This is a genomic window from Euzebya rosea (assembly GCF_003073135.1).
Classification (GTDB): domain Bacteria; phylum Actinomycetota; class Nitriliruptoria; order Euzebyales; family Euzebyaceae; genus Euzebya; species Euzebya rosea.
In genome coordinates, this window is the sequence record NZ_PGDQ01000003.1 from 440025 (window position 1) to 457854 (window position 17830).

15 protein-coding genes and 2 riboswitches are annotated in these 17830 nt (G+C 71.5%); of the genes, 4 read left to right on the plus strand and 11 right to left on the minus strand.

Annotated features, from left to right (window positions below; all coding sequences use genetic code 11):
• The first annotated feature begins 183 nt into the window (after positions 1–183).
• Positions 184–282, plus strand: a riboswitch (glycine riboswitch).
• A 2-nt stretch (positions 283–284) separates the two neighbouring features.
• Positions 285–375: riboswitch (glycine riboswitch) on the plus strand.
• 97 nt (positions 376–472) lie between these two features.
• Both gcvP and CUC05_RS04980 read left to right on the plus strand, forming a co-directional pair.
• Positions 473–3259, plus strand: a complete 2787-nt coding sequence (gene gcvP / locus CUC05_RS04975) for an aminomethyl-transferring glycine dehydrogenase (RefSeq protein WP_420810893.1) — start codon at positions 473–475, stop codon at positions 3257–3259.
• A 28-nt stretch (positions 3260–3287) separates the two neighbouring features.
• Positions 3288–3752, plus strand: a complete 465-nt coding sequence (locus CUC05_RS04980; protein ID WP_157965214.1) for a GNAT family N-acetyltransferase — start codon at positions 3288–3290, stop codon at positions 3750–3752.
• 51 nt (positions 3753–3803) lie between these two features.
• Here CUC05_RS04980 and CUC05_RS04985 read toward each other — a convergent pair whose 3' ends face one another.
• The 6 genes from CUC05_RS04985 to CUC05_RS05010 all read right to left on the minus strand — a co-directional run bounded on the left by CUC05_RS04985 (position 3804) and on the right by CUC05_RS05010 (position 8064).
• Entirely contained in the window at positions 3804–4400 is a 597-nt protein-coding gene (locus CUC05_RS04985; RefSeq protein WP_108664955.1) for a Uma2 family endonuclease, read from the minus strand.
• Between the two features lie 67 nt (positions 4401–4467).
• Positions 4468–4707: a hypothetical protein gene (locus CUC05_RS04990; RefSeq protein WP_157965215.1), complete on the minus strand. Its 240-nt coding sequence runs from the start codon at positions 4705–4707 to the stop codon at positions 4468–4470.
• Positions 4708–4730: 23 nt separating this feature from the next.
• Positions 4731–5144, minus strand: a complete 414-nt coding sequence (locus CUC05_RS04995; RefSeq protein WP_108664957.1) for a PaaI family thioesterase — start codon at positions 5142–5144, stop codon at positions 4731–4733.
• An 88-nt stretch (positions 5145–5232) separates the two neighbouring features.
• Positions 5233–6357 carry an AI-2E family transporter gene (locus tag CUC05_RS05000; protein WP_157965216.1) on the minus strand — a complete coding sequence of 375 codons (1125 nt, stop codon included), beginning with the start codon at positions 6355–6357 and terminating at the stop codon, positions 5233–5235.
• Between the two features lie 46 nt (positions 6358–6403).
• On the minus strand, positions 6404–6934 hold the full coding sequence (locus CUC05_RS05005) for an O-acetyl-ADP-ribose deacetylase (protein WP_108664959.1): 531 nt from the start codon (positions 6932–6934) through the stop codon (positions 6404–6406).
• A 59-nt stretch (positions 6935–6993) separates the two neighbouring features.
• On the minus strand, positions 6994–8064 hold the full coding sequence (locus CUC05_RS05010) for an alpha/beta hydrolase family protein (protein WP_108664960.1): 1071 nt from the start codon (positions 8062–8064) through the stop codon (positions 6994–6996).
• 185 nt (positions 8065–8249) lie between these two features.
• Between CUC05_RS05010 and CUC05_RS05015 the strand changes: the two genes are divergently transcribed.
• Positions 8250–10439, plus strand: a complete 2190-nt coding sequence (locus tag CUC05_RS05015; protein WP_170127919.1) for a sensor domain-containing protein — start codon at positions 8250–8252, stop codon at positions 10437–10439.
• Between the two features lie 22 nt (positions 10440–10461).
• Here CUC05_RS05015 and CUC05_RS05020 read toward each other — a convergent pair whose 3' ends face one another.
• From CUC05_RS05020 to CUC05_RS05035, 4 genes are all read right to left on the minus strand, one after another.
• A complete protein-coding gene (locus tag CUC05_RS05020; RefSeq protein ID WP_170127920.1) occupies positions 10462–12234 on the minus strand; it encodes a proline--tRNA ligase in 1773 nt (590 codons plus the stop codon).
• Between the two features lie 48 nt (positions 12235–12282).
• Positions 12283–14004, minus strand: a complete 1722-nt coding sequence (locus CUC05_RS05025; RefSeq protein WP_108664962.1) for a putative bifunctional diguanylate cyclase/phosphodiesterase — start codon at positions 14002–14004, stop codon at positions 12283–12285.
• A gap of 61 nt (positions 14005–14065) precedes the next feature.
• Positions 14066–15541, minus strand: coding sequence for a leucyl aminopeptidase (locus tag CUC05_RS05030; protein WP_157965217.1), 1476 nt, complete (start codon positions 15539–15541; stop codon positions 14066–14068).
• Positions 15542–15631: 90 nt separating this feature from the next.
• Entirely contained in the window at positions 15632–16582 is a 951-nt protein-coding gene (locus CUC05_RS05035) for a threonine ammonia-lyase (protein WP_108664964.1), read from the minus strand.
• A 36-nt stretch (positions 16583–16618) separates the two neighbouring features.
• Between CUC05_RS05035 and CUC05_RS05040 the strand changes: the two genes are divergently transcribed.
• Positions 16619–16885 carry a hypothetical protein gene (locus CUC05_RS05040; protein WP_108664965.1) on the plus strand — a complete coding sequence of 89 codons (267 nt, stop codon included), beginning with the start codon at positions 16619–16621 and terminating at the stop codon, positions 16883–16885.
• A 20-nt stretch (positions 16886–16905) separates the two neighbouring features.
• On the opposite strand, the gene CUC05_RS05045 is transcribed toward CUC05_RS05040, so the two are convergent.
• Positions 16906–17520 (minus strand): 2,3-bisphosphoglycerate-dependent phosphoglycerate mutase, encoded by a 615-nt coding sequence (locus CUC05_RS05045; protein WP_108664966.1) that lies wholly within the window; start codon positions 17518–17520, stop codon positions 16906–16908.
• Positions 17521–17830 lie beyond the last annotated feature (310 nt).

The following is a 17830-nucleotide window of genomic DNA, read 5'->3' on the forward strand; positions in this document are numbered from 1 at the left end:
TCCTGGCGCTCCGCGTCGGCGGCTGTTGGGAGGGGGAGCGGGGCGCTACTCGAGGAGTTCGATCCCGACGGTTCGAGGACCTTCCGCACGGGGGTGAACGTCCCGTGAAGGTCCGGTGACCGGGCCGACGGCCGGACAAGTCCCGATCGGGACGAGCGGGCGCTACCATTCGGCGTGCGCTGCCACGGTCGCGCGGGAGAGTTCGGTCGGGCACCCATCCCGACCGGCGCCGAAGGAGCAACCGCCCCGGAAACTCTCAGGCACCCGGACCGCCCGATCAGGCGCACGCTGAAGAGCTCGGCCCATCGCGGTCGGCGCCGAAGGGGAAAGCCGTCCGCATCCGGCCGGTGAAGCTCTCAGGCCACGAACAGCGGGGGTCACCCCTTCGTCACCGCACCGGGACGAGGGCGCTGACTCGACCATCGCTGGAGCTCACGTGACCGCCCACCCCTTCACCACCCGGCACATCGGCATGGACGACGGTGACGTCGCCCGCATGCTGGAGACCCTCGGCCGCGGGTCGCTCGACGAGCTGCTCGACGCCACCGTCCCCTCGCGGATCCGCCAGGCCGAGCCGCTGGCGCTGACCGGGTTCACCGGCGCCGCAACCGAGGACGAGGCGCTGGAGGAGCTGCGCGAGCTGGCCGGCATGAACAAGCCGCTCACCAGCCTGATCGGGCAGGGCTACTACGGCACGGTCACCCCGCCGGTGATCCGCCGCAACGTGCTGGAGAACCCCTCCTGGTACACCGCCTACACGCCGTACCAGCCCGAGATCTCCCAGGGGCGGCTCGAGGCGCTGCTGAACTTCCAGACCGTCGTCGCCGACCTGACCGGCCTGCCGCTGGCCAACGCCAGCCTGCTGGACGAGGGGACTGCGGCTGCCGAGGCGATGACGATGGCCCGCCGGGCCGTCCGTGGCGCCCCCGACACCTTCCTCGTCGACGCCGACGTGCACCCGCAGACCCTCGCGGTGCTGCAGACCCGCGCCGAGCCGCTCGGCGTCAAGGTCGCCACCGTGGACCCATGGGACGACGAGCTGCCCGAGGCGTTCGGCCTGCTGCTGCAGTACCCCGGCAGCGGCGGGGCCGTCCGGGACCTGCGGCCGGCGATCGACGCCATCCACGACCGGGGCGGCCTGGCCATCGTCGCCGCCGACCCGCTCGCGCTGACGTTGCTGACCCCTCCCGGTGAGCTGGGCGCCGACATCGCCGTCGGGTCGACCCAGCGCTTCGGCGTGCCGATGTGGTTCGGTGGTCCGCACGCCGCCTACATCTCCACCAGCGAGGACTACAAGCGCACCCTCCCGGGTCGCCTCGTCGGCGTCAGCGTCGACGCGAAGGGCCGTCCCGCCAACCGGCTGGCGCTGCAGACCCGCGAGCAGCACATCCGCCGCGAGAAGGCCACCTCCAACATCTGCACCGCCCAGGTCCTGCTGGCCGTCGCCGCCGGGTTCTACGCGACCTACCACGGGCCCGAGGGCCTGACCGCCGTCGCCGAGCACTGCCGCCGGCTGGCCACCACCCTGTCCGCGTCGCTGACCGCCGGTGGGATCCAGGTCGTCGCCGACGTGGTGTTCGACACCGTCACCGCCCGCGTGCCCGGCCGCGCCGACGCCATCGTCGCCGCTGCCCGCGAGGCCGGTGTGCTGCTGCGGCGCATCGACGCCGACCACGTCGGGGTCAGCTTCGACGAGACCTCACGGCAGGACGAGCTGGACGTGGTCTGCGCCGCGTTCGGCGTCGACGTGCTCGGCCACCACGACGAGGTCGAGCCGCCCGCGCTGCCCGCCGAGCTGGCGCGCACGAGCGAGTTCATGACCCACCCCGTGTTCCACGCCCACCGCAACGAGACGTCGTTCATGCGCTACGTCCGCGGGCTGGCGGCCAAGGACCTCGCCCTGGACCGGGCGATGATCCCGCTTGGCTCGTGCACGATGAAGCTCAACGCCGCCGTCGAGCTGGAGGCCATCAGCTGGCATCAGTTCGCCGACATCCACCCGTTCGCGCCCGAGGACACCACCGCGGGCAGCCGCCTGATGGTGGAGCAGCTCGAGCAGTGGCTGGCCGACATCACCGGGTACGCCGCCGTCAGCGTGCAGCCGAACGCGGGTTCGCAGGGCGAGCTCGCCGGCCTGCTGGCCATCCGCGGGTACCACGGTTCCCGCGGTGACACCCAGCGCGACGTCTGCCTGATCCCGTCCTCGGCGCACGGTACCAACGCCGCCAGCGCCGTGATGGCCGGCATGCGGGTCGTCGTGGTCGCCACCACCGAAGCCGGTGCCGTCGACATCGACGACCTGCGGGCCAAGGCCGAGGAACACGCCGACACGCTGGCCGCGATCATGGTCACCTACCCCTCGACCGCGGGGGTGTTCGAGCAGGGCATCACCGACATCTGCGACATCGTCCACGAGCACGGCGGGCAGGTGTACCTCGACGGGGCGAACCTCAACGCCCTCGTCGGCCTGGCCCAGCCGGGGAGGTTCGGCGCCGACGTCAGCCACCTGAACCTCCACAAGACCTTCTGCATCCCCCACGGCGGCGGTGGGCCCGGCGTCGGGCCGGTCGCGGTCGGTGAGCACCTCGCACCGTTCCTGCCGGGCTCCGCTGCCGCGCCGGCGATCTCCGCGGCGGTCAACGGGTCGGCCGGCATCCTGGCGATCCCGTGGGCCTACATCCGCATGATGGGCGGGGAGGGGCTGACCGACGCGACGTCGGTGGCGATCCTGTCGGCCAACTACATCGCCGAGCGGCTCAAGAACGCCTACCCGGTCCTGTACACCGGTGAGAACGGCACCGTCGCCCACGAGTGCATCCTCGACCTGCGTCCCCTGACCAAGGAGACGGGGATCACCAACGAGGACGTCGCCAAGCGGCTGATCGACTACGGCTTCCACGCCCCGACGATGAGCTTCCCGGTGCCCGGCACCCTGATGGTGGAGCCGACGGAGTCCGAACCGCTGGTCGAGGTCGACCGGTTCTGCGACGCGATGCTTGCCATCCGCGAGGAGATCGCCGCCGTCGAACGCGGTGAGGTCGCCGCCGAGGACTCGGCGCTGCGCCACGCCCCCCACCCAGCCGAGGACCTCCTAGTGGGGGAGTGGGACCGCCCCTACACCCGCGACGAGGCCGCCTACCCCGGCACCGCCTACCCCGACCGGACCATCAAGTACTGGGCCCCCGTGAGCCGGATCGACCAAGCCTACGGCGACAAGAACCTTGTCTGCGCCTGCCCGCCGCCGGAGGCGTTCGAGTAGTGCTCGGACGCTCCATTCAGAGTCGATCGTGACCGAAACCGCGATGGCCCTCCGCGGGGCGATCGTCGCGGACTTACCGCTGATCGCCCGGTTCGAGCGTCGCTACATGGACGACGTCGAACCCGAGTCGGTGCAGGGCTGGCTCAACGCCATCGACCGCAACCTCGCGATGTGGATCGACAACCTGAACCGCACCGTGGTCGCCCAGGTCGACGACGTCGCGGTGGGCTACGCCATGTGGACGCCGTCGGGTGCGCGAGCCGTCCTCGTCTCGATCAACGTCGACCCGACGCGACGCCGGACCGGGGTCGGCAAAGGGCTGCTGGCCCGGACGCTGGGCGACGCACGCGCTGCCGGCGCGACCGACATGGACCTCGGGGTGCGGCCACACAACCCCGCTCGCCACCTCTATCAGCAGGCAGGGTTCCACCAAGTGGCCGACGGTTCGGACGGCTACGAGCGCTGGACGCTGTCGCTGGCCGGCGGGGAGTGACGGGTCCCCCGGGAATGAGGCGGGGCTCCTCCGGAGAGGCAACGCCGTCGGTCATTCCCCTCTGACGAACGAGAACAGGTCGCCGAGGGGCACGTCCACCCCGGCACCGATCAGGACCTCGGGCGAACCCACCCGCTGAACGGACTGGTACACGCCGTCCACCGGGTCGCGGTGCACCACCACCTGCTCGGCGATCACATCGACCACCCAGTAGTCGGCCACGCCGGCTTCGGCGTAGATAGCCGCCTTGACCAGCAGGTCACGACGCAGCGAGGAGTCGGCGACCTCGACCATCAGCGCCGCCTCGTGGGGAGACCGCCTGGAGGCGGGGCGGCGGTGCCAACCGGCTGGGGCCACGACCAGATCGGGTTCGGGTTCGGAGTCGATCGCCGCCGACCATGGGCTCTGGACCCGCACATGGAGCCCTTCGGCGACCCGGCGTGCGACCCACATCGTCAACCACTCCACGACGAGGTGGTGTGGTGGGTTGGTTGGCGACATCTCGACGATCACACCCCGGAGCAGCTCGACCCTGTCGTCCTCCTGCAGCAGGCCGGCGTCGAGCATCCCGTAGTAGTCGTCGACAGTCAGCCGTCGTAGGTGCGGCGCCAGCTCGGCGTAGATCTCCGCAGTGGACATGGACGGCATGGTCGGACCTCCTCGGCGAACCCGGCAAGGGGTGGGCTGTGGACGAGTGTCGCACGCCCGACCTGACTCAGACCGCCTCGACCAAGCCGGTACCGACCATGACGCGGGTGACCCGGTCGGTCAGGCTGATCGTGCCGTCGTGGGTCATCAGCACCGCGCGCTGGCCCACGGCGACCCGCGCCACGTCGTTGATGTCGGTCCGGGCCTGCAGCACGCCGTCGAGGGCACGGGTCAGCAGGTTGCCGTGCCACTCGTAGACCGCGCCGCTGGCGGTACCGAAGACCATCATCTCCTCCACCATCGGCACGAACGCCCGCTCGCTTGAGCCGGTCAGACCAGGGCGAGGGTCACCTGGGCGTTCACGGCGGGTCGCGGGTCGCCGTCGGCGGTCAGCAGCACCTGCACGAACGCCATCGACCGGCCAAGGCGCAGGACCCGGGTGGTCGCCAGCACGTCAGCGTCGCTGATCGGGCGCATCATCTGCGTCGACAGGTCAACGGTGGTGCAGGCGCGGATGTCACCGGCGACCGCCCACATGCCGAACACCGACGCCGTGTCGGCCAGCGCCATGAACGCCTGGCCACACACGATGCCACCGGCCCGGCACAGCTTCGGGTCGAACGGCATCCGCATGACGACCCCTTCCTCGGTGATGGCGTCGAAGCGCAGGTCCAGCTCGCACACCCACTTGCTGAAGCCGTCGGCAAGCAGCGTCTCGGCACGGTCCATGGTCAGCGTCGGCATGGGCGCAGGCTAGCCATCGACCGGGCGAGAGTGGGTAGGCTGCCCGCCGGTCAGGAATCCGTCCGTACCGCAGGGGCCACGGATGTGGTCAGGCGGGTTCGCCCACTGGGACGGTGGTCCCGTCCTCCTGTGCGCCGTCCGAGTCGTCGCGCCACGCCCGGAACGCCGCGACCACCGCAGCGGACAGGGGCACGAACAGCAGCGCACCCACCACGCCGGCGACAAGCCCGCCGCACGTCAGGGCGATCAGGACCGCAGCCGGATGCAGCGGCAGCCGCGAGCCCATGACCCACGGCTGCAGGACGTTGCCGTCGACCTGCTGGATCACGGTGTAGAGCACCCCCACGGTGATCGCGAGCCCGGTGCCGCCCGACGCGAACGCGGTGGCGACCGCCAGCCCGCCGACCACGAAGGCCCCGATCGTCGGGATGTAGGCGGCGAAGAGGGTCAGCACGACCAGCGCCTCGGCCAGGGGCACCCCCAGCGCGAACAGCCCGATGGCGCTCAGGGTTGCGTCCGCCACGGCGACGACCGTCAGGCCACGGACGTACTGCGCGATCGTGCCGTAGGCGGCATGCCCCATGCGGTCGACGCGGGCCTGCCGGGCACGGGAGAACAGGCCGAGGAACCAGGACCACATCGAGCGGCCGTCGCGCAGCAGGAAGAACGACAGCACCACCGCCAGCGCCGCGCCGGTCAGCACCTCGGCGAGCACGCGGAGTCCCGACACCGCGGGGCTGGTCCCGCTGTCCTCGCCACCACCGGCCATCGAGGAGAACATCTCCTCGATCCCACCGTTGCGGGGGATCGGCAGCCCCGGGAACTGGCTGCGCAGCCGTTCCAGCGCCTGGCGCAGCTGGTCGGCCAGCTCGGGGACCTGGTCCACGAACCGCCACCCAACCAGCGCGAAGACCCCCAGCAGGACGAGGATCCACGTGACGGTCAGCCCGAGCGCCGAGACCGTGCGCGAGACCCCACGGTCCTCCAGCCGTTCGACCAGCGGTTCGATGGTGGCCGCGATCAGCAGGGCGAGGATGCACGCCACGACGACCAGCGCGACCCTGCTGACCAGCCAGCCGACGGCGGCGAACGCCAGCAGGATGCCGAGGAGGTGCCACGCGCTGCGTCCGATCGACGCGAGGGTCGGGCTCGAGTCGCTCGAGTCCCCTCGCGGTGCGACGGACGGGTCCGTGGTGGGTGACGTGGTGGACACGGCATGTGGGTACCCGGATACGGGCCCCGTGATGCACGGACCCCGGTCACCCGCCCCGGAGGTCCTCCAGCGCCCGCTGGTACACGGCCCGATCGTGCTCCCCGTGACAGCACATCACCACGCGCGACGGTTCGCGTGCGGCGTCGACGTGTGCGGTCAGGACCGCCATGGCGATCCGGCTGGCCTCCTCCACCGGGTAGCCGTACACCCCCGTCGAGATCGACGGGAACGCGATGGACCGGCAGCCCTCGTCGCCCGCCACCGCCAGGCTCCGCTCGTAGCAGGACCGCAGCAGCGCAGGCGCGTCCTCGCCGGCGTCGGCGTACACGGGGCCGACGGTGTGGACGACGAGGCGGGCGGGCAGGTCACCCGCCGTGGTCGCGATGGCCTCGCCGGTGGGCAGCCGTGCACCGTCGGGCACGACGCGGCGACAGTCCTCGAGGATGCGTGGGCCGCCGGCTCGATGGATCGCACCGTCCACGCCGCCGCCGCCGCGCAGCCGCTGGTTGGCGGCGTTGACGATCGCGTCGACCCGAAGCGTGGTGATGTCGGCGTCGATGACCTCGATGGATCCCATCGCCCGCAGCGTACGCTCGCCGCTGGGCCCCTGCCCGCCGACAGGCACGGGGCCGTCGGTCAGCAGCCCCGGCTGATGGTCGGACGGATCACGGGGTTGCTCAACGTCGTGGCGTTGCAGATGGGCTCGCCGTCCACCAGCAGGGTGCGAAGCCGGTCGAAGCCCGCCCGCATGACCACGTGGGTCGTGGAGGTCTCCGAGGCATGGCCGGCCAGCGGCGACCCCTGGACGGCGTAGCCGCTGAGCGTGGTGCCCGACTCGGCCCCGCCGTTGTCGACCCTGATGTCGAAGGTGGTGGGCACGCCGGCCTCGGTGAGCAGGGCGTGGAGCTCTGCGGCCTGGTCGAAGGGGACCAGCCCGTCCTCGACGCCGTGGACCATGTACACGCCCTTCACCCCCGAGGCAGCGATGTCGTCGACCCGGTTGACCACGGCTCGGTCGGCGTAGACCTCCGGAACCTCCTCGAACGTGCCGCCCATCTCCGCCTCGATGTCGGCCTGGGCGTAACGGGCGAAGGTGTTGACGGCGGCCAGCGCGCGGGCGCCCTGGTAGGTCTCGATCACGTTGGCCGCCCCCTCGAGGTCGAACCACCAGTCGAACAGCGGAGTGGTCCCGTCCAGGCGGGTCGGCTGGGCAGCCAACGCGAGGCCGCTGGAGTTGCCACCCATCGACACGCCGAATATGACGATCGTCTCGAACCCACCGCAACGGCCCTCGAGGTCGCGGGCGGCGGCGATCATGTCGGCCGCACCCTCTGCGACCTGCCATCCACGGATGGCGCCGTCCTCACCCACGTGGGTGCCGCGGTAGTCCATGGCGACGGCCGCCGCACCCAGCTCGGTGGCCGCCCACCGGGAGTGCTCGACCCAGGACGCCGACGCGTGGCTGTAGCCGTGGGCGAAGACGACGAGGGCCCGCGGGTCCTGCTGGGGGAACGCCACGACACCCGTGGCCGTGTCGCCGTCCACATCGACGGTGTAGTCCCTCGTCGCGTCCGCTGTGTCCGTGCAGGGGTTCTCGTCGATCGGATCGGCGCCGGCGGGCAACGCCACCGGGGACAGCGCGAGCAGGGCCAGCGCCAGGGCCAGCGAAAGGAGCGCACGGAACGGCTGGTGGAGGAATCGGCTCATCGCTCCGTCAGTTCGACGTCACGCCCCGTTCTCCTGCCCGACCTGCGGACGAGCGAGGTTCGTCGTCGCGGATGCCGTTGGACCCGGGCTGCCGCGCAGACAACGGAGGTGCCGGTATCCTGCGAGCGGGACGGGGCCCGGGATCCACGCGGGGTTCCGGTACCGGAGCTCGACGGAGGTACGACGTGGGTGACCCACGGACCAGCGACGCGCGCCTCGCCCAGATCGAGCGGGTCGCCGACATCGGGACGTGGACGTGGGACCGCCGCAACGGGCTGTGGTGGTCCGCCCAGATGCATCGCCTCTACGGCGTCTCCCCCGACGCCGAACCGATCGGCCGCAGCACGTACCTCGACATCGTCCACCCCGAGGACCGAGACGACCTTCGCACCAGCTGGGAGCAGATGCTGGAGGACGGCGGGCCGTGGAGCGGCCACTTCCGCATCACGCGGCCGGACGGGGCCCTCAGGTGGCTGCACGCCCGTGCACACGCCGACGTCGACGAGGAGGGTGTGGCGCAGGTCGTCGGGGTCGTCCGTGACGTCACCGACGAACGGGACGCCGAGGTCCGCCGCCGGCGCGCCCACGAGGACCTGGCGACACATCAGGGGATCCTCCAGCAGATCGTCCGTGGCCAGCCGCTGGCCGTCACCCTCGACCGGATGTGCCGCGACATCGAGCGTCGCTTCCCCGGGTCGCAGTGCTCGGTGATGCTGGTCGACGACGACGGGGTCGTCCTGCGCGACGGCGCCGCCCCGAGCCTGCCGCGAGAGGCCAGGGACGCCCTCGACGGGCTGCGGATAGGCGAGGGGGAGGGTGCCTGTGGCACCGCCGCCCACCGAGGACAGGCGGTGGTCATCCACGACACCCTCGTCGATCCGCTCACACGGAGCTACCAGGACCTCGTCCGCACCTACGACATGCGGGCGATCTGGTCCCACCCGTTGAAGAACGCCGCTGGCGAACCGCTCGGGACGTTCGCGCTGTACCGATCGACCCCGCACACCCCGGACGACGACGAGGTCATGGTCGTCAGAGCGGCTGCTGACGTCGTGGCGCTGGCCGTCGAGCGGGAACGGGCCGAGCGGCTGCTGGTCCGGACGGCGCAGGTGGATCCGCTCACCGGGCTGCCCAACCGCCAGCAGTTCCTGCAGCAGCTCAGCGCTCGCCTGGCCCGGGGCGACTCCCGCCCTGCGGTCCTGTTCCTGGACCTCGACCGGTTCAAGTGGATCAACGACAGCTTCGGCCATCCGACCGGCGACCGGATCCTCGCAGAGCTGGGCGAGCGGTTCAGCGCCGCCTTCGATGGCCAGCACACCGTCGCCCGGTTCGGGGGCGACGAGTTCACCGTGCTGCTCCACGACGCCACCGCGAGGGGCATCAGTGACGCGGCACGCCTGGCCGCGGAGGTGCTGACCGAGCCGTTCGTCGTCGACCGCGGCGAGTTCGTGCTGACGGTGTCCATCGGGGTCGCCGTCGCCGACGACGACAGCAGCGCCGAGGGGCTCGTGCGTGACGCCGATGCGGCCATGTACGCCGCCAAGGAGGGTGGTCGGGCTCGGTGGGTGGAGTTCGACCACTCCCTGCGCCAGCGGGTGCTCGAACGTGTCGAGCTCGAGGCACAGCTTCGCCGTGGCCTCAACGACGGCGAGTTCTCCGTGCACTACCAGCCCAGCGTCCGGCTGGCGACGGGGGAATGGGGTGGGGTCGAGGCGCTGGCCCGGTGGCATCGTGACGGCCGGATCGTCGCCACCCCTGACCGGTTCATCGGGCTGGCCGAGGAGACCGGCCAGATCGTGCCGCTCGGCATGCAGCTGCTGGAGCAGGTCGTGGCGCAGGCAGCGACCTGGCATCGGCGCGGCGTGACCCGCCCGGTCTCGTTCAACCTGGCCGTTTCACAGCTCACCGACCCCAACCTGGTCAGCCGCCTGGCGGAGATGCTGGAGCGCCACGAGCTTCCATCGCACCTCCTGGTCGTGGAGGTCACCGAATCGGCGGTCATGCGTCACATCGACGTGGCCCGGACGGTGCTGGAGGAGCTGCGCAGGATGGGCCTCTACATCGTCATCGACGACTTCGGGACCGGGTACTCCTCGATCGCCCGCATGCGGGACCTGCCGGTCGTGGCGGTCAAAATCGACCGGTCGTTCAGCGAGGGCCTCGGCGTCGACCCGCAGGCCGAGGACGTCATGGGTTCGGTGATCTCGCTGGCCCACGCGTTCGGCCTGCAGGTGGTGGCGGAGGGGGTGGAGACGCCCGAGGCGCTGGATCGGCTCCGCGCGCTCGGGGCCGACATCGCCCAGGGGTACCTGCTCGGCCGGCCACAGCCGGCCGAGGACCTGGATGTCCTGATGGCCTCCCCGCCGATCGGCTGACCCGCGGGGCGCCGTCGGTCGATCAGCCCGTGGTGCAGACCTCCACGAGGCGGTCGACGACCGCCTCGAGCGCAACGTCCTGCCGGTCACCGGTTCGGCGGTCCTTGACCTCGACGACGCCGCTGTCCAGGCCACGCCCGACCACCACGATGGTGGGCACACCCAGCAGCTCGGCGTCGTTGAACTTCACGCCGGGGGAGACCCCCATGCGGTCGTCGAGGAGGACCTCCAGGCCAGCGGCCTCCAGCTCGGCGGCCAGCGTCTCGGCTGCCGGGCCCTGCGGGCCGTTCTTCTTGCCGGCGACGACGACGTGCACGTCGGCCGGGGCGATGGCCCGAGGCCAGATCAAGCCGTCGTCGTCGTGGTTGGCCTCGGCGAGCACCGCGACGGCGCGGGAGACCCCGATGCCGTAGGAACCCATCGTGACGGTGCGGGTCTTGCCGTTCTCGTCGAGCACGGTCAGGTCCAGCGCCTCGGCGTACTTGGTGCCGAGCTGGAAGATGTGGCCGATCTCCACACCGCGGGCGATCTCCATGGGGGAGCCGCAGCGGGGGCAGGGGTCGCCGTCGTGCACCTCGGCGGCCTCGATGGTGCCGTCCGGGGTGAAGTCACGACCGGCGACCAGGCCCACGACGTGGCGGTCCTGCTCGTTGGCGCCCGTCACCCAACGGGTGCCGTCGACGATGCGGGGGTCGACGAGGAACCGGATGCCCGACGGCGACTCCTCGCCCAGGACCTCCGGACCGATGTAGCCCTTGACCAGCGAGGGGTACTTCGCGAAGTCGGCCTCGGTGAAGGGGGAGGGGACGGCCGGTGCCAGCTGGGCCTCGACGCGCTTGAGGTCCACGTCGCGGTCGCCGGGCACGCCGATGGCCAGCGGCTCCCGGGTCCCGTCGGGGTGCTCGAGCATCATGACGACGTTCTTGAGCGTGTCGGCGGCGGTCCAGTCGCGATCCTCGCGACGCAGGTCCTCGCGGCCGTTCAGCATGTCGACCAGGGTGGCGATGGTCGGGGTGTCGGGGGTGTCGCAGACGACGGCGTCGGGAAGGCCGTCGGTCGGCTGTGCGTCGGGGGCCGCGACTTCGACGGCCTCGGTGTTGGCCGCGTAGTCACCGGCGGTGCAGCGCACGAAGGTGTCCTCGCCGACCTCGATCGGGGCCAGGAACTCCTCGCTGGCGGACCCGCCCATCGCCCCGGACATCGCCGACACGATCTCGTAGTCGATGCCCAGGCGTTCGAAGGTGGCGATGTAGGCGTCGCGGTGGCGGTCGTAGGACGCCTGCAGGCCATCGGCGTCGATGTCGAAGGAGTAGGAGTCCTTCATGACGAACTCACGGCCGCGGAGCAGGCCAGCGCGGGGACGCGCCTCGTCGCGGTACTTGGTCTGGATCTGGTAGATCGACAGCGGCAGGTCCTTGTAGGAGCTGTACAGGTCCTTCACGAGGAGGGTGAACATCTCCTCGTGGGTGGGCGCCAGCAGCATGTCGTTGTCGCGACGGTCCTTGAGGCGGAACAGGTTGGGGCCGTACTCCGTCCAGCGGCCCGTGGCCTCGTAGGGCTCGCGCGGCAGCATCGCGGGGAAGTGGACCTCCTGGAAGCCAGCGCGGTCCATCTCCTCGCGGACGATCCGCTCGACCTTGCGGTAGACGATCCAGCCCAGCGGCAGCCAGGTGAACCCGCCGGGCGCAGCCCGACGGATGTAGCCACCGCGCACGAGCAGCCGATGGGACGGCACCTCGGCGTCAGCAGGGTCTTCGCGCAGTGTGCGCAGGAACAGGGTCGACATCCGCAGCATAGGGACGGCAGGGTACGTGCTCGACGGTGGGTCGGGCACGTCGACAGGTCAGGACCCGGCGGCCGTGCCCACGAGCTGCTCGAACGGCGTGGGGCGTCCGAAGAGGTATCCCTGCGCGTGCCGGCAGCCCATGTCGGCCAGGACCGCAGCCTGCTCGGCGTCCTCGACTCCCTCGGCGATGACGTCCAGCTGGAGTGCCTGGCCCAGGCTGATGACGGCCTTGGCGATGGCCCGCCGCTTGGCGTCGGTGGTGATGTCGGCGACGAACGACCGGTCGATCTTGACGACGCCAACCGGCAGCTTCTGCAGGTAGGTCAAGGAGGAGTAGCCCGTCCCGAAGTCGTCGACGGCCAGGCGTACTCCCGCCCGGTTCAGGGCATCGACGTCGGCGAGGGTCGACCGGGCGGCCTTGAGCAACGAGGTCTCGGTGAGCTCGAGGATCAGCTGCCGGTGTCCCAGGCCGCTGGTGGCCAGCGCGTGCTCCACCCGGCGACGGAAGTCCGGCCGTCCGAGCTGGCGTGCGCTGACGTTGATGGCCACATGGGTCTGGCTGTTGCTGCTGGTCAGGAGGCGCCCCTGGCGACATGCCTCGTCGAGCACCCACGACCCGAGGTCGACGATCAGGTCGGACTCCTCGGCCACGTCGAGGAACGCCCCGGGACCGAGCAACCCCTCGACCGGATGTTGCCACCGGACCAAGGCCTCGCGGCCGACGATGTCGCCCGTCGCGAGGTCCACGATGGGCTGGTGGTGCAGGCGCAGCTCGTTGCCGTCCACGGCCGTGCGCAGCTCGGTCTCGAGCTGCAGGCGGGCCCGTGCCCGTTCGCGCAGGGTCTCGTCGAAGACCTCGATGCGTCCCCGTCCGCGTTCCTTCGCCTCGTACATCGCGGTGTCGGCACGGCGGAGCAGCGCGGCCGGCTGGTCGTCGGGGCCGGCGTGGGCAACCCCGATGGACAGGGTGATCGACAGGGAGTGCCCTGCGACGGCGATCGGTTCGTCGGTCAGCGCGCGGACGCGTTCGGCCAACCGCATCGCATCGGACTCGCGGCTGAGCTCCTCGCAGATCACCAGGAACTCGTCACCGCTGAGCCGTCCCGCGGTGTCGGCGCCGCGGATGGAGGTGCGCAGCCGCCGGGCGATCTCGACCAGCAGCTGGTCGCCGACCTCGTGGCCGAGGGAGTCGTTGATCCGCTTGAATCGATCGACGTCGCAGAAGAGCAACGCGATGTGCCCCCCGTTGCGGCGCGACCGCTCCAGCGCCTGTCCGAGGCGGTCGAGCAGCAACGTGCGGTTGGGAAGTGCAGTCAGCGGGTCGTGGGTCGCCTGGTGGGTCAAGGCGGCCTGCGCCAGCTTTCGGGCGGTCACGTCCTCGATCTGGGCGATCACACACGACGCCGAGCCGTCCGCGTCGTGGACCGCGGACGCGGTCACCGCCACGTGCACCGGACGGCCGGAGGCATGGGCCAACCGTAGCTCTGCTCGGGCGGGGCCAGCGCTGGCGACGACCTCGTCGAGGAACTGCCGCAGCCGGTCGCGGTCCTCGGGCCTGACCAGCTCGCTGACGCGGCGCAGGAGCAGGGCCTGCGCGTCGGTGCCCAGCATCGCCCCGAGCGAGGCGTTGACGCGGATCAGCTGGCCGTCCGGCTGCAGGATCGCGTTGCCGGTCGGCGCCATCTCGAAGGCACGCCTGAACCGCTCCTCCGCATCACGGAGCGCATCCTGGCCTTCGTCGCGGGCGGGCGCAGCGTGGTGCGCGTCGGGAGCAGGCATGTCTCGCTATCGATCGGCTCGCTCGGCCGCGACCTGAGCACCCTGGGCACCTCGGGGCCTGTCAGATGGCTTGCTGCTGCAGGTAGGCCAGCAGCGTGGCGACCCCGTAGCCCGTGCCGCCGGCGGGCTGGTGACCGCGGACGTGGGCGCGGTCGAGGAACGCCGGGCCGGCGATGTCGAGGTGGGCCCAGGGCACGTCACCGACGAAGCGCTGGAGGAACAGCGCAGCCATGATGGCGTCGGGGCCCTTGTCCGGGCCGAGGTGGTGCACGTCGGCGGTGCCGGTGTCCAGCCAGGCGTCGAGGTCCTCCATCAACGGCAGGGGCCACAGGGGTTCTCCGGCGGCGCCGGCAGCCCGGGTGACGGCGTCGCGCAGGCTGTCGTCGTTGGACAGCAGCGCGGCGGTGTAGGGGCCGAGCGCCGCGACCGCCGAGCCGGTCAGGGTGGCGAGGTCGATGATGACGTCGGGCGCCATCGCCGAGCTGTGGGCCAGCACGTCGGCCAGCACCAGACGGCCCTCGGCGTCGGTGTGCGCCACCTCGATGGTGGTGCCGTTGCAAGCGGTGACGACGTCGCTGGGTCGCTGGGCGTTGCCGCCGATGGCGTTCTCGACGAGGCCCATGAAGCCGGTGACCCGGACGCGTGCCCCGAGGGTGGCGATGGCGTCCATGACGCCGGCGACCGCGGCGGCACCGGCCATGTCGGACTTCATCGTCATCATGCCGGCGCCCGGCTTGAGGTTCAGGCCGCCGCTGTCGAACGTGATGCCCTTCCCGACGATGACCACGTGGGCCAGGGGGTTCTCCGGGGTCCAGTCGATGCGGACCAGGCGGGGTGGGTTGGCCGACCCCTGGGCCACGCCGAGCATCGCGCCGAAGCCCTGCTCGGCCAGCCAGTCCTGGTCGAGGACGGTCACGTCGAGCCGGTCGCCCATCCTCTCGAGGACACGGTCGGCGATGTCGATCGGGGTGGCGTCACCCGGCGGGGTGTTGACCAGGTCGCGGGCGAAGGCGATGGCCTCGCATGCCACGCGGGAGCGTTCGATGGCAGCGTCGGCCTCGGCCAGGATCGAGGAGGGGAGCACGAGGATCGCCTCGCGCTCCGTCGGGGTGTCGCCGGCACCGGTGGAGGTGAACTCGGTGAAGGTGTAGGCGCCGAGGGTCAAGCCGTCGGCGACCGCCTCGATCGCGGCCCTGGTCGGGTGGACCTCGGCGAGGGTGGTCGCGATGCGTGCGGCCTGGGGGACGGCGCGGATGACGTCACCAGCGGCGCGGCGGAGCGATGCGGGGCTGATGCCGTCCATCCGGCCGAGGCCGACGAGGACGATGCTGCCGAACGGCTGACCGGGTGCGGCGATGCGCAGGGTCTGGCCGACGTCACCGCGGAACGACGGGGTGACGGGGAAGTCGTCGAGCCCGAGGACCGAGAGGAGGTGGGTGGCGCCGGGGCCCTCGATGCCGCCCTTGAACACGCCGACGGCGATGGCGTCGACGTCGAGCTGGGCCAGGTCGGTGCTCTGCGCGGTGATGGTGATCATGTGGCCGGGGAGTCTAGTGGCCGTCGGCATCCCCGGGTGGCCCCTTCGGGACGGTGGCCCACGAGGCCCGTGCTCGGGCGACCGCGTGGGTCAGCGGCCTCGCGGGAAGGTGGGCGGGGTCCAGTCGTCGTTGGCGCCGCAGATCAGCACGCACGGATGGTCAGCGTCCACCGCCCCCGTCAGGACCGCCGCGAGGCCGATGCAGCCGCCGAGCTCCGCGGCGATCCGGACCCGGTCCCACAGCCAGTCCCGGGCGGCGAGGACAGCGTCGTCGTCGATCAGCGCGACCCGGTCCACGTGTTCGACGACGAGGTGGGCGTTCAGCGCGGTGGTCACGCGGGCGCCCAGGGACGGGCGGGTGATGGTGTCGACGGTCACCTCGACCGGCACACCGCCGGCAGCGACGGCCTTGTGCAGCGTCGGGGCCCCGACGGGTTCGGCACCGATGACCCGGACGTCGCTCGTGGACGCGGCGACGCCCACCCCGGAGACCAGTCCGCCGCCGCCGATGCCGACGACCAGCGCATCGCAGTCGGGGGCCTGGGCCAACATCTCGCGGCCGACCGTCCCCTGGCCGGCAACGACCATCGGATCGCCGAAGGCGTGGACGAACGTGCGGCCCTCGTCGGCCTGGATGCGTCGGGCCAGGGCCTCGGCGTCGTCGTAGACCTCGCCGTGGCGGATGACCCGTGCGCCGAAGGCGGCGACCCGGTCGGCCTTCAGGTCGGGGGAGGTCGTCGGCACCACGACGACGGCGTCGATGCCCGCGTTGGTGGCGGCCCAGGCGACCGCCTGTCCGTGGTTGCCGCCTGACGCCGTGACCACGCCCGGCGTGTCGGCGGGCAACGCGCGGATGGCGTTGGTCGCCCCACGGGCCTTGAACGACCCGGTGACCTGTAGCTGCTCCAGCTTGAGGGTCAGCGGGCGGCCGTCGTCGGTGGTGATGCGGATCGTCGGCGTGTACCGCAGGACGCCGTCGAGCCGGCGCGCGGCCGCCTCGACGTCGTCGGGGGTGACGGTGACGCGGGGTGCGGTGTCCATTCGGGCCGAACCCTACGCAGCAGTAGCCTCGGCCGCATGGATCCGCTCGTCGCCGTCGCGCTGGTCGGTGCGGTGGTGCTCGGCGGGCTGTGGGTGGCCCACCTGCGGCGTGACGTGCGACGGCGCGCGGCACGCGGGTCGGAGTGGTCGGGGCAGGGCGAAGCCGGGCAGAACCTCTGGACGTCCTCGGTGCGCTGCATCGAGTGCCACGCGAGCGGGGCGGTGATCAGCCGTGAGCACGGCCAGCTCTGGCACACCTGCATGGCCTGCGGGGCCCGCCACGCCCGCGACGTCCAGGCATGAGGGCCCGGTCGTCACGGGGCTCAGGCCTCGAGGATGCGCTTGCCGGTCGGCGCGCCGTCGGTCATCTCGTAGAGGTAGGGGACACCGGTGTCGATGTTGACCGAGGGGATGTCCTCGTCGCTGATCCCGTCGAGCTCCTTGAGGATCGCGCGCAACGAGTTGCCGTGGGCGGCGACCAGGACGACCTCGTGTTCACGGGTGGCGGGGATGATCGTGTCGTGGAAGAACGGGAGGGTCCGCTTGCCGGTGTCGGCGAGGCTCTCCCCGGCGGGCGGCGGGATGTCGTAGGACCGCCGCCAGATGTGGACCTGCTCGTCGCCGAACTCCTCGCGCGTCTGCTGCTTGTTGCGTCCCGTGAGCGCGCCGTAGAAGCGTTCGTTCAGCTCCCAGGAGCGGATCTGCTCCAGATCGGGCTGGCCCATCGCGGCAAGGACCCGCTGGCCGGTGTTGATGGCCCGCTGCAGCTCGGAGGTGTAGGCGATGTCGACGGTCAGGCCCTCGGCGGCGAGGCGTTCGCCGGCGGCGGTCGCCTCGGCCTCGCCCTGCGGCGTGAGTGGCACGTTGACCCACCCGGTGAAGCGGTTCTCGGCGTTCCACGTCGACTGGCCGTGGCGGATGAGGATCAGGGTGCTCATGGGCGGGCACGCTACCGGGGGAGTGGATCCTCGTGCCAGCAGCGCCCACGCGTTCACCCGCCGGTCCCCACCGGTTCATGTGCTGAGTGGCTCCGCCCTGACCTCTAGGACAGCGGGTTCGGTCGCACCTCGTGGCGACAAGGGTTCCGGGGCGGCGCCCAGCCGGGGCACGCGGCAGGGGGGTGGGTGCTCGACCGGGTGCCGTTGGTCGCACCTCGCAGCGACAGCGGTGTGGAGCGCGCCCAGCCGGGGCACGCGGCAGGGGGGGTGGGTGCTCGACCGGGTGCCGTGGGTCGCACCTCGCAGCGAC

What these genes read in the sequence shown, in the direction of transcription:
- gcvP (WP_420810893.1), top strand. Translation starts at nt 473, where the DNA reads ATGGACGACGGTGACGTCGCCCGCATGCTGGAGACCCTCGGCCGCGGG.
- CUC05_RS04985 (WP_108664955.1), bottom strand. Translation starts at nt 4,400, where the DNA reads ATGCCGTCCATGTCCACTGCGGAGATCTACGCCGAGCTGGCGCCGCAC.
- CUC05_RS04995 (WP_108664957.1), bottom strand. Translation starts at nt 5,144, where the DNA reads ATGCCGACGCTGACCATGGACCGTGCCGAGACGCTGCTTGCCGACGGC.
- CUC05_RS05005 (WP_108664959.1), bottom strand. Translation starts at nt 6,934, where the DNA reads ATGGGATCCATCGAGGTCATCGACGCCGACATCACCACGCTTCGGGTC.
- CUC05_RS05010 (WP_108664960.1), bottom strand. Translation starts at nt 8,064, where the DNA reads ATGAGCCGATTCCTCCACCAGCCGTTCCGTGCGCTCCTTTCGCTGGCC.
- CUC05_RS05020 (WP_170127920.1), bottom strand. Translation starts at nt 12,234, where the DNA reads ATGCTGCGGATGTCGACCCTGTTCCTGCGCACACTGCGCGAAGACCCT.
- CUC05_RS05025 (WP_108664962.1), bottom strand. Translation starts at nt 14,004, where the DNA reads ATGCCTGCTCCCGACGCGCACCACGCTGCGCCCGCCCGCGACGAAGGC.
- CUC05_RS05030 (WP_157965217.1), bottom strand. Translation starts at nt 15,541, where the DNA reads ATGATCACCATCACCGCGCAGAGCACCGACCTGGCCCAGCTCGACGTC.
- CUC05_RS05035 (WP_108664964.1), bottom strand. Translation starts at nt 16,582, where the DNA reads ATGGACACCGCACCCCGCGTCACCGTCACCCCCGACGACGTCGAGGCG.
- CUC05_RS05040 (WP_108664965.1), top strand. Translation starts at nt 16,619, where the DNA reads ATGGATCCGCTCGTCGCCGTCGCGCTGGTCGGTGCGGTGGTGCTCGGC.
- CUC05_RS05045 (WP_108664966.1), bottom strand. Translation starts at nt 17,520, where the DNA reads ATGAGCACCCTGATCCTCATCCGCCACGGCCAGTCGACGTGGAACGCC.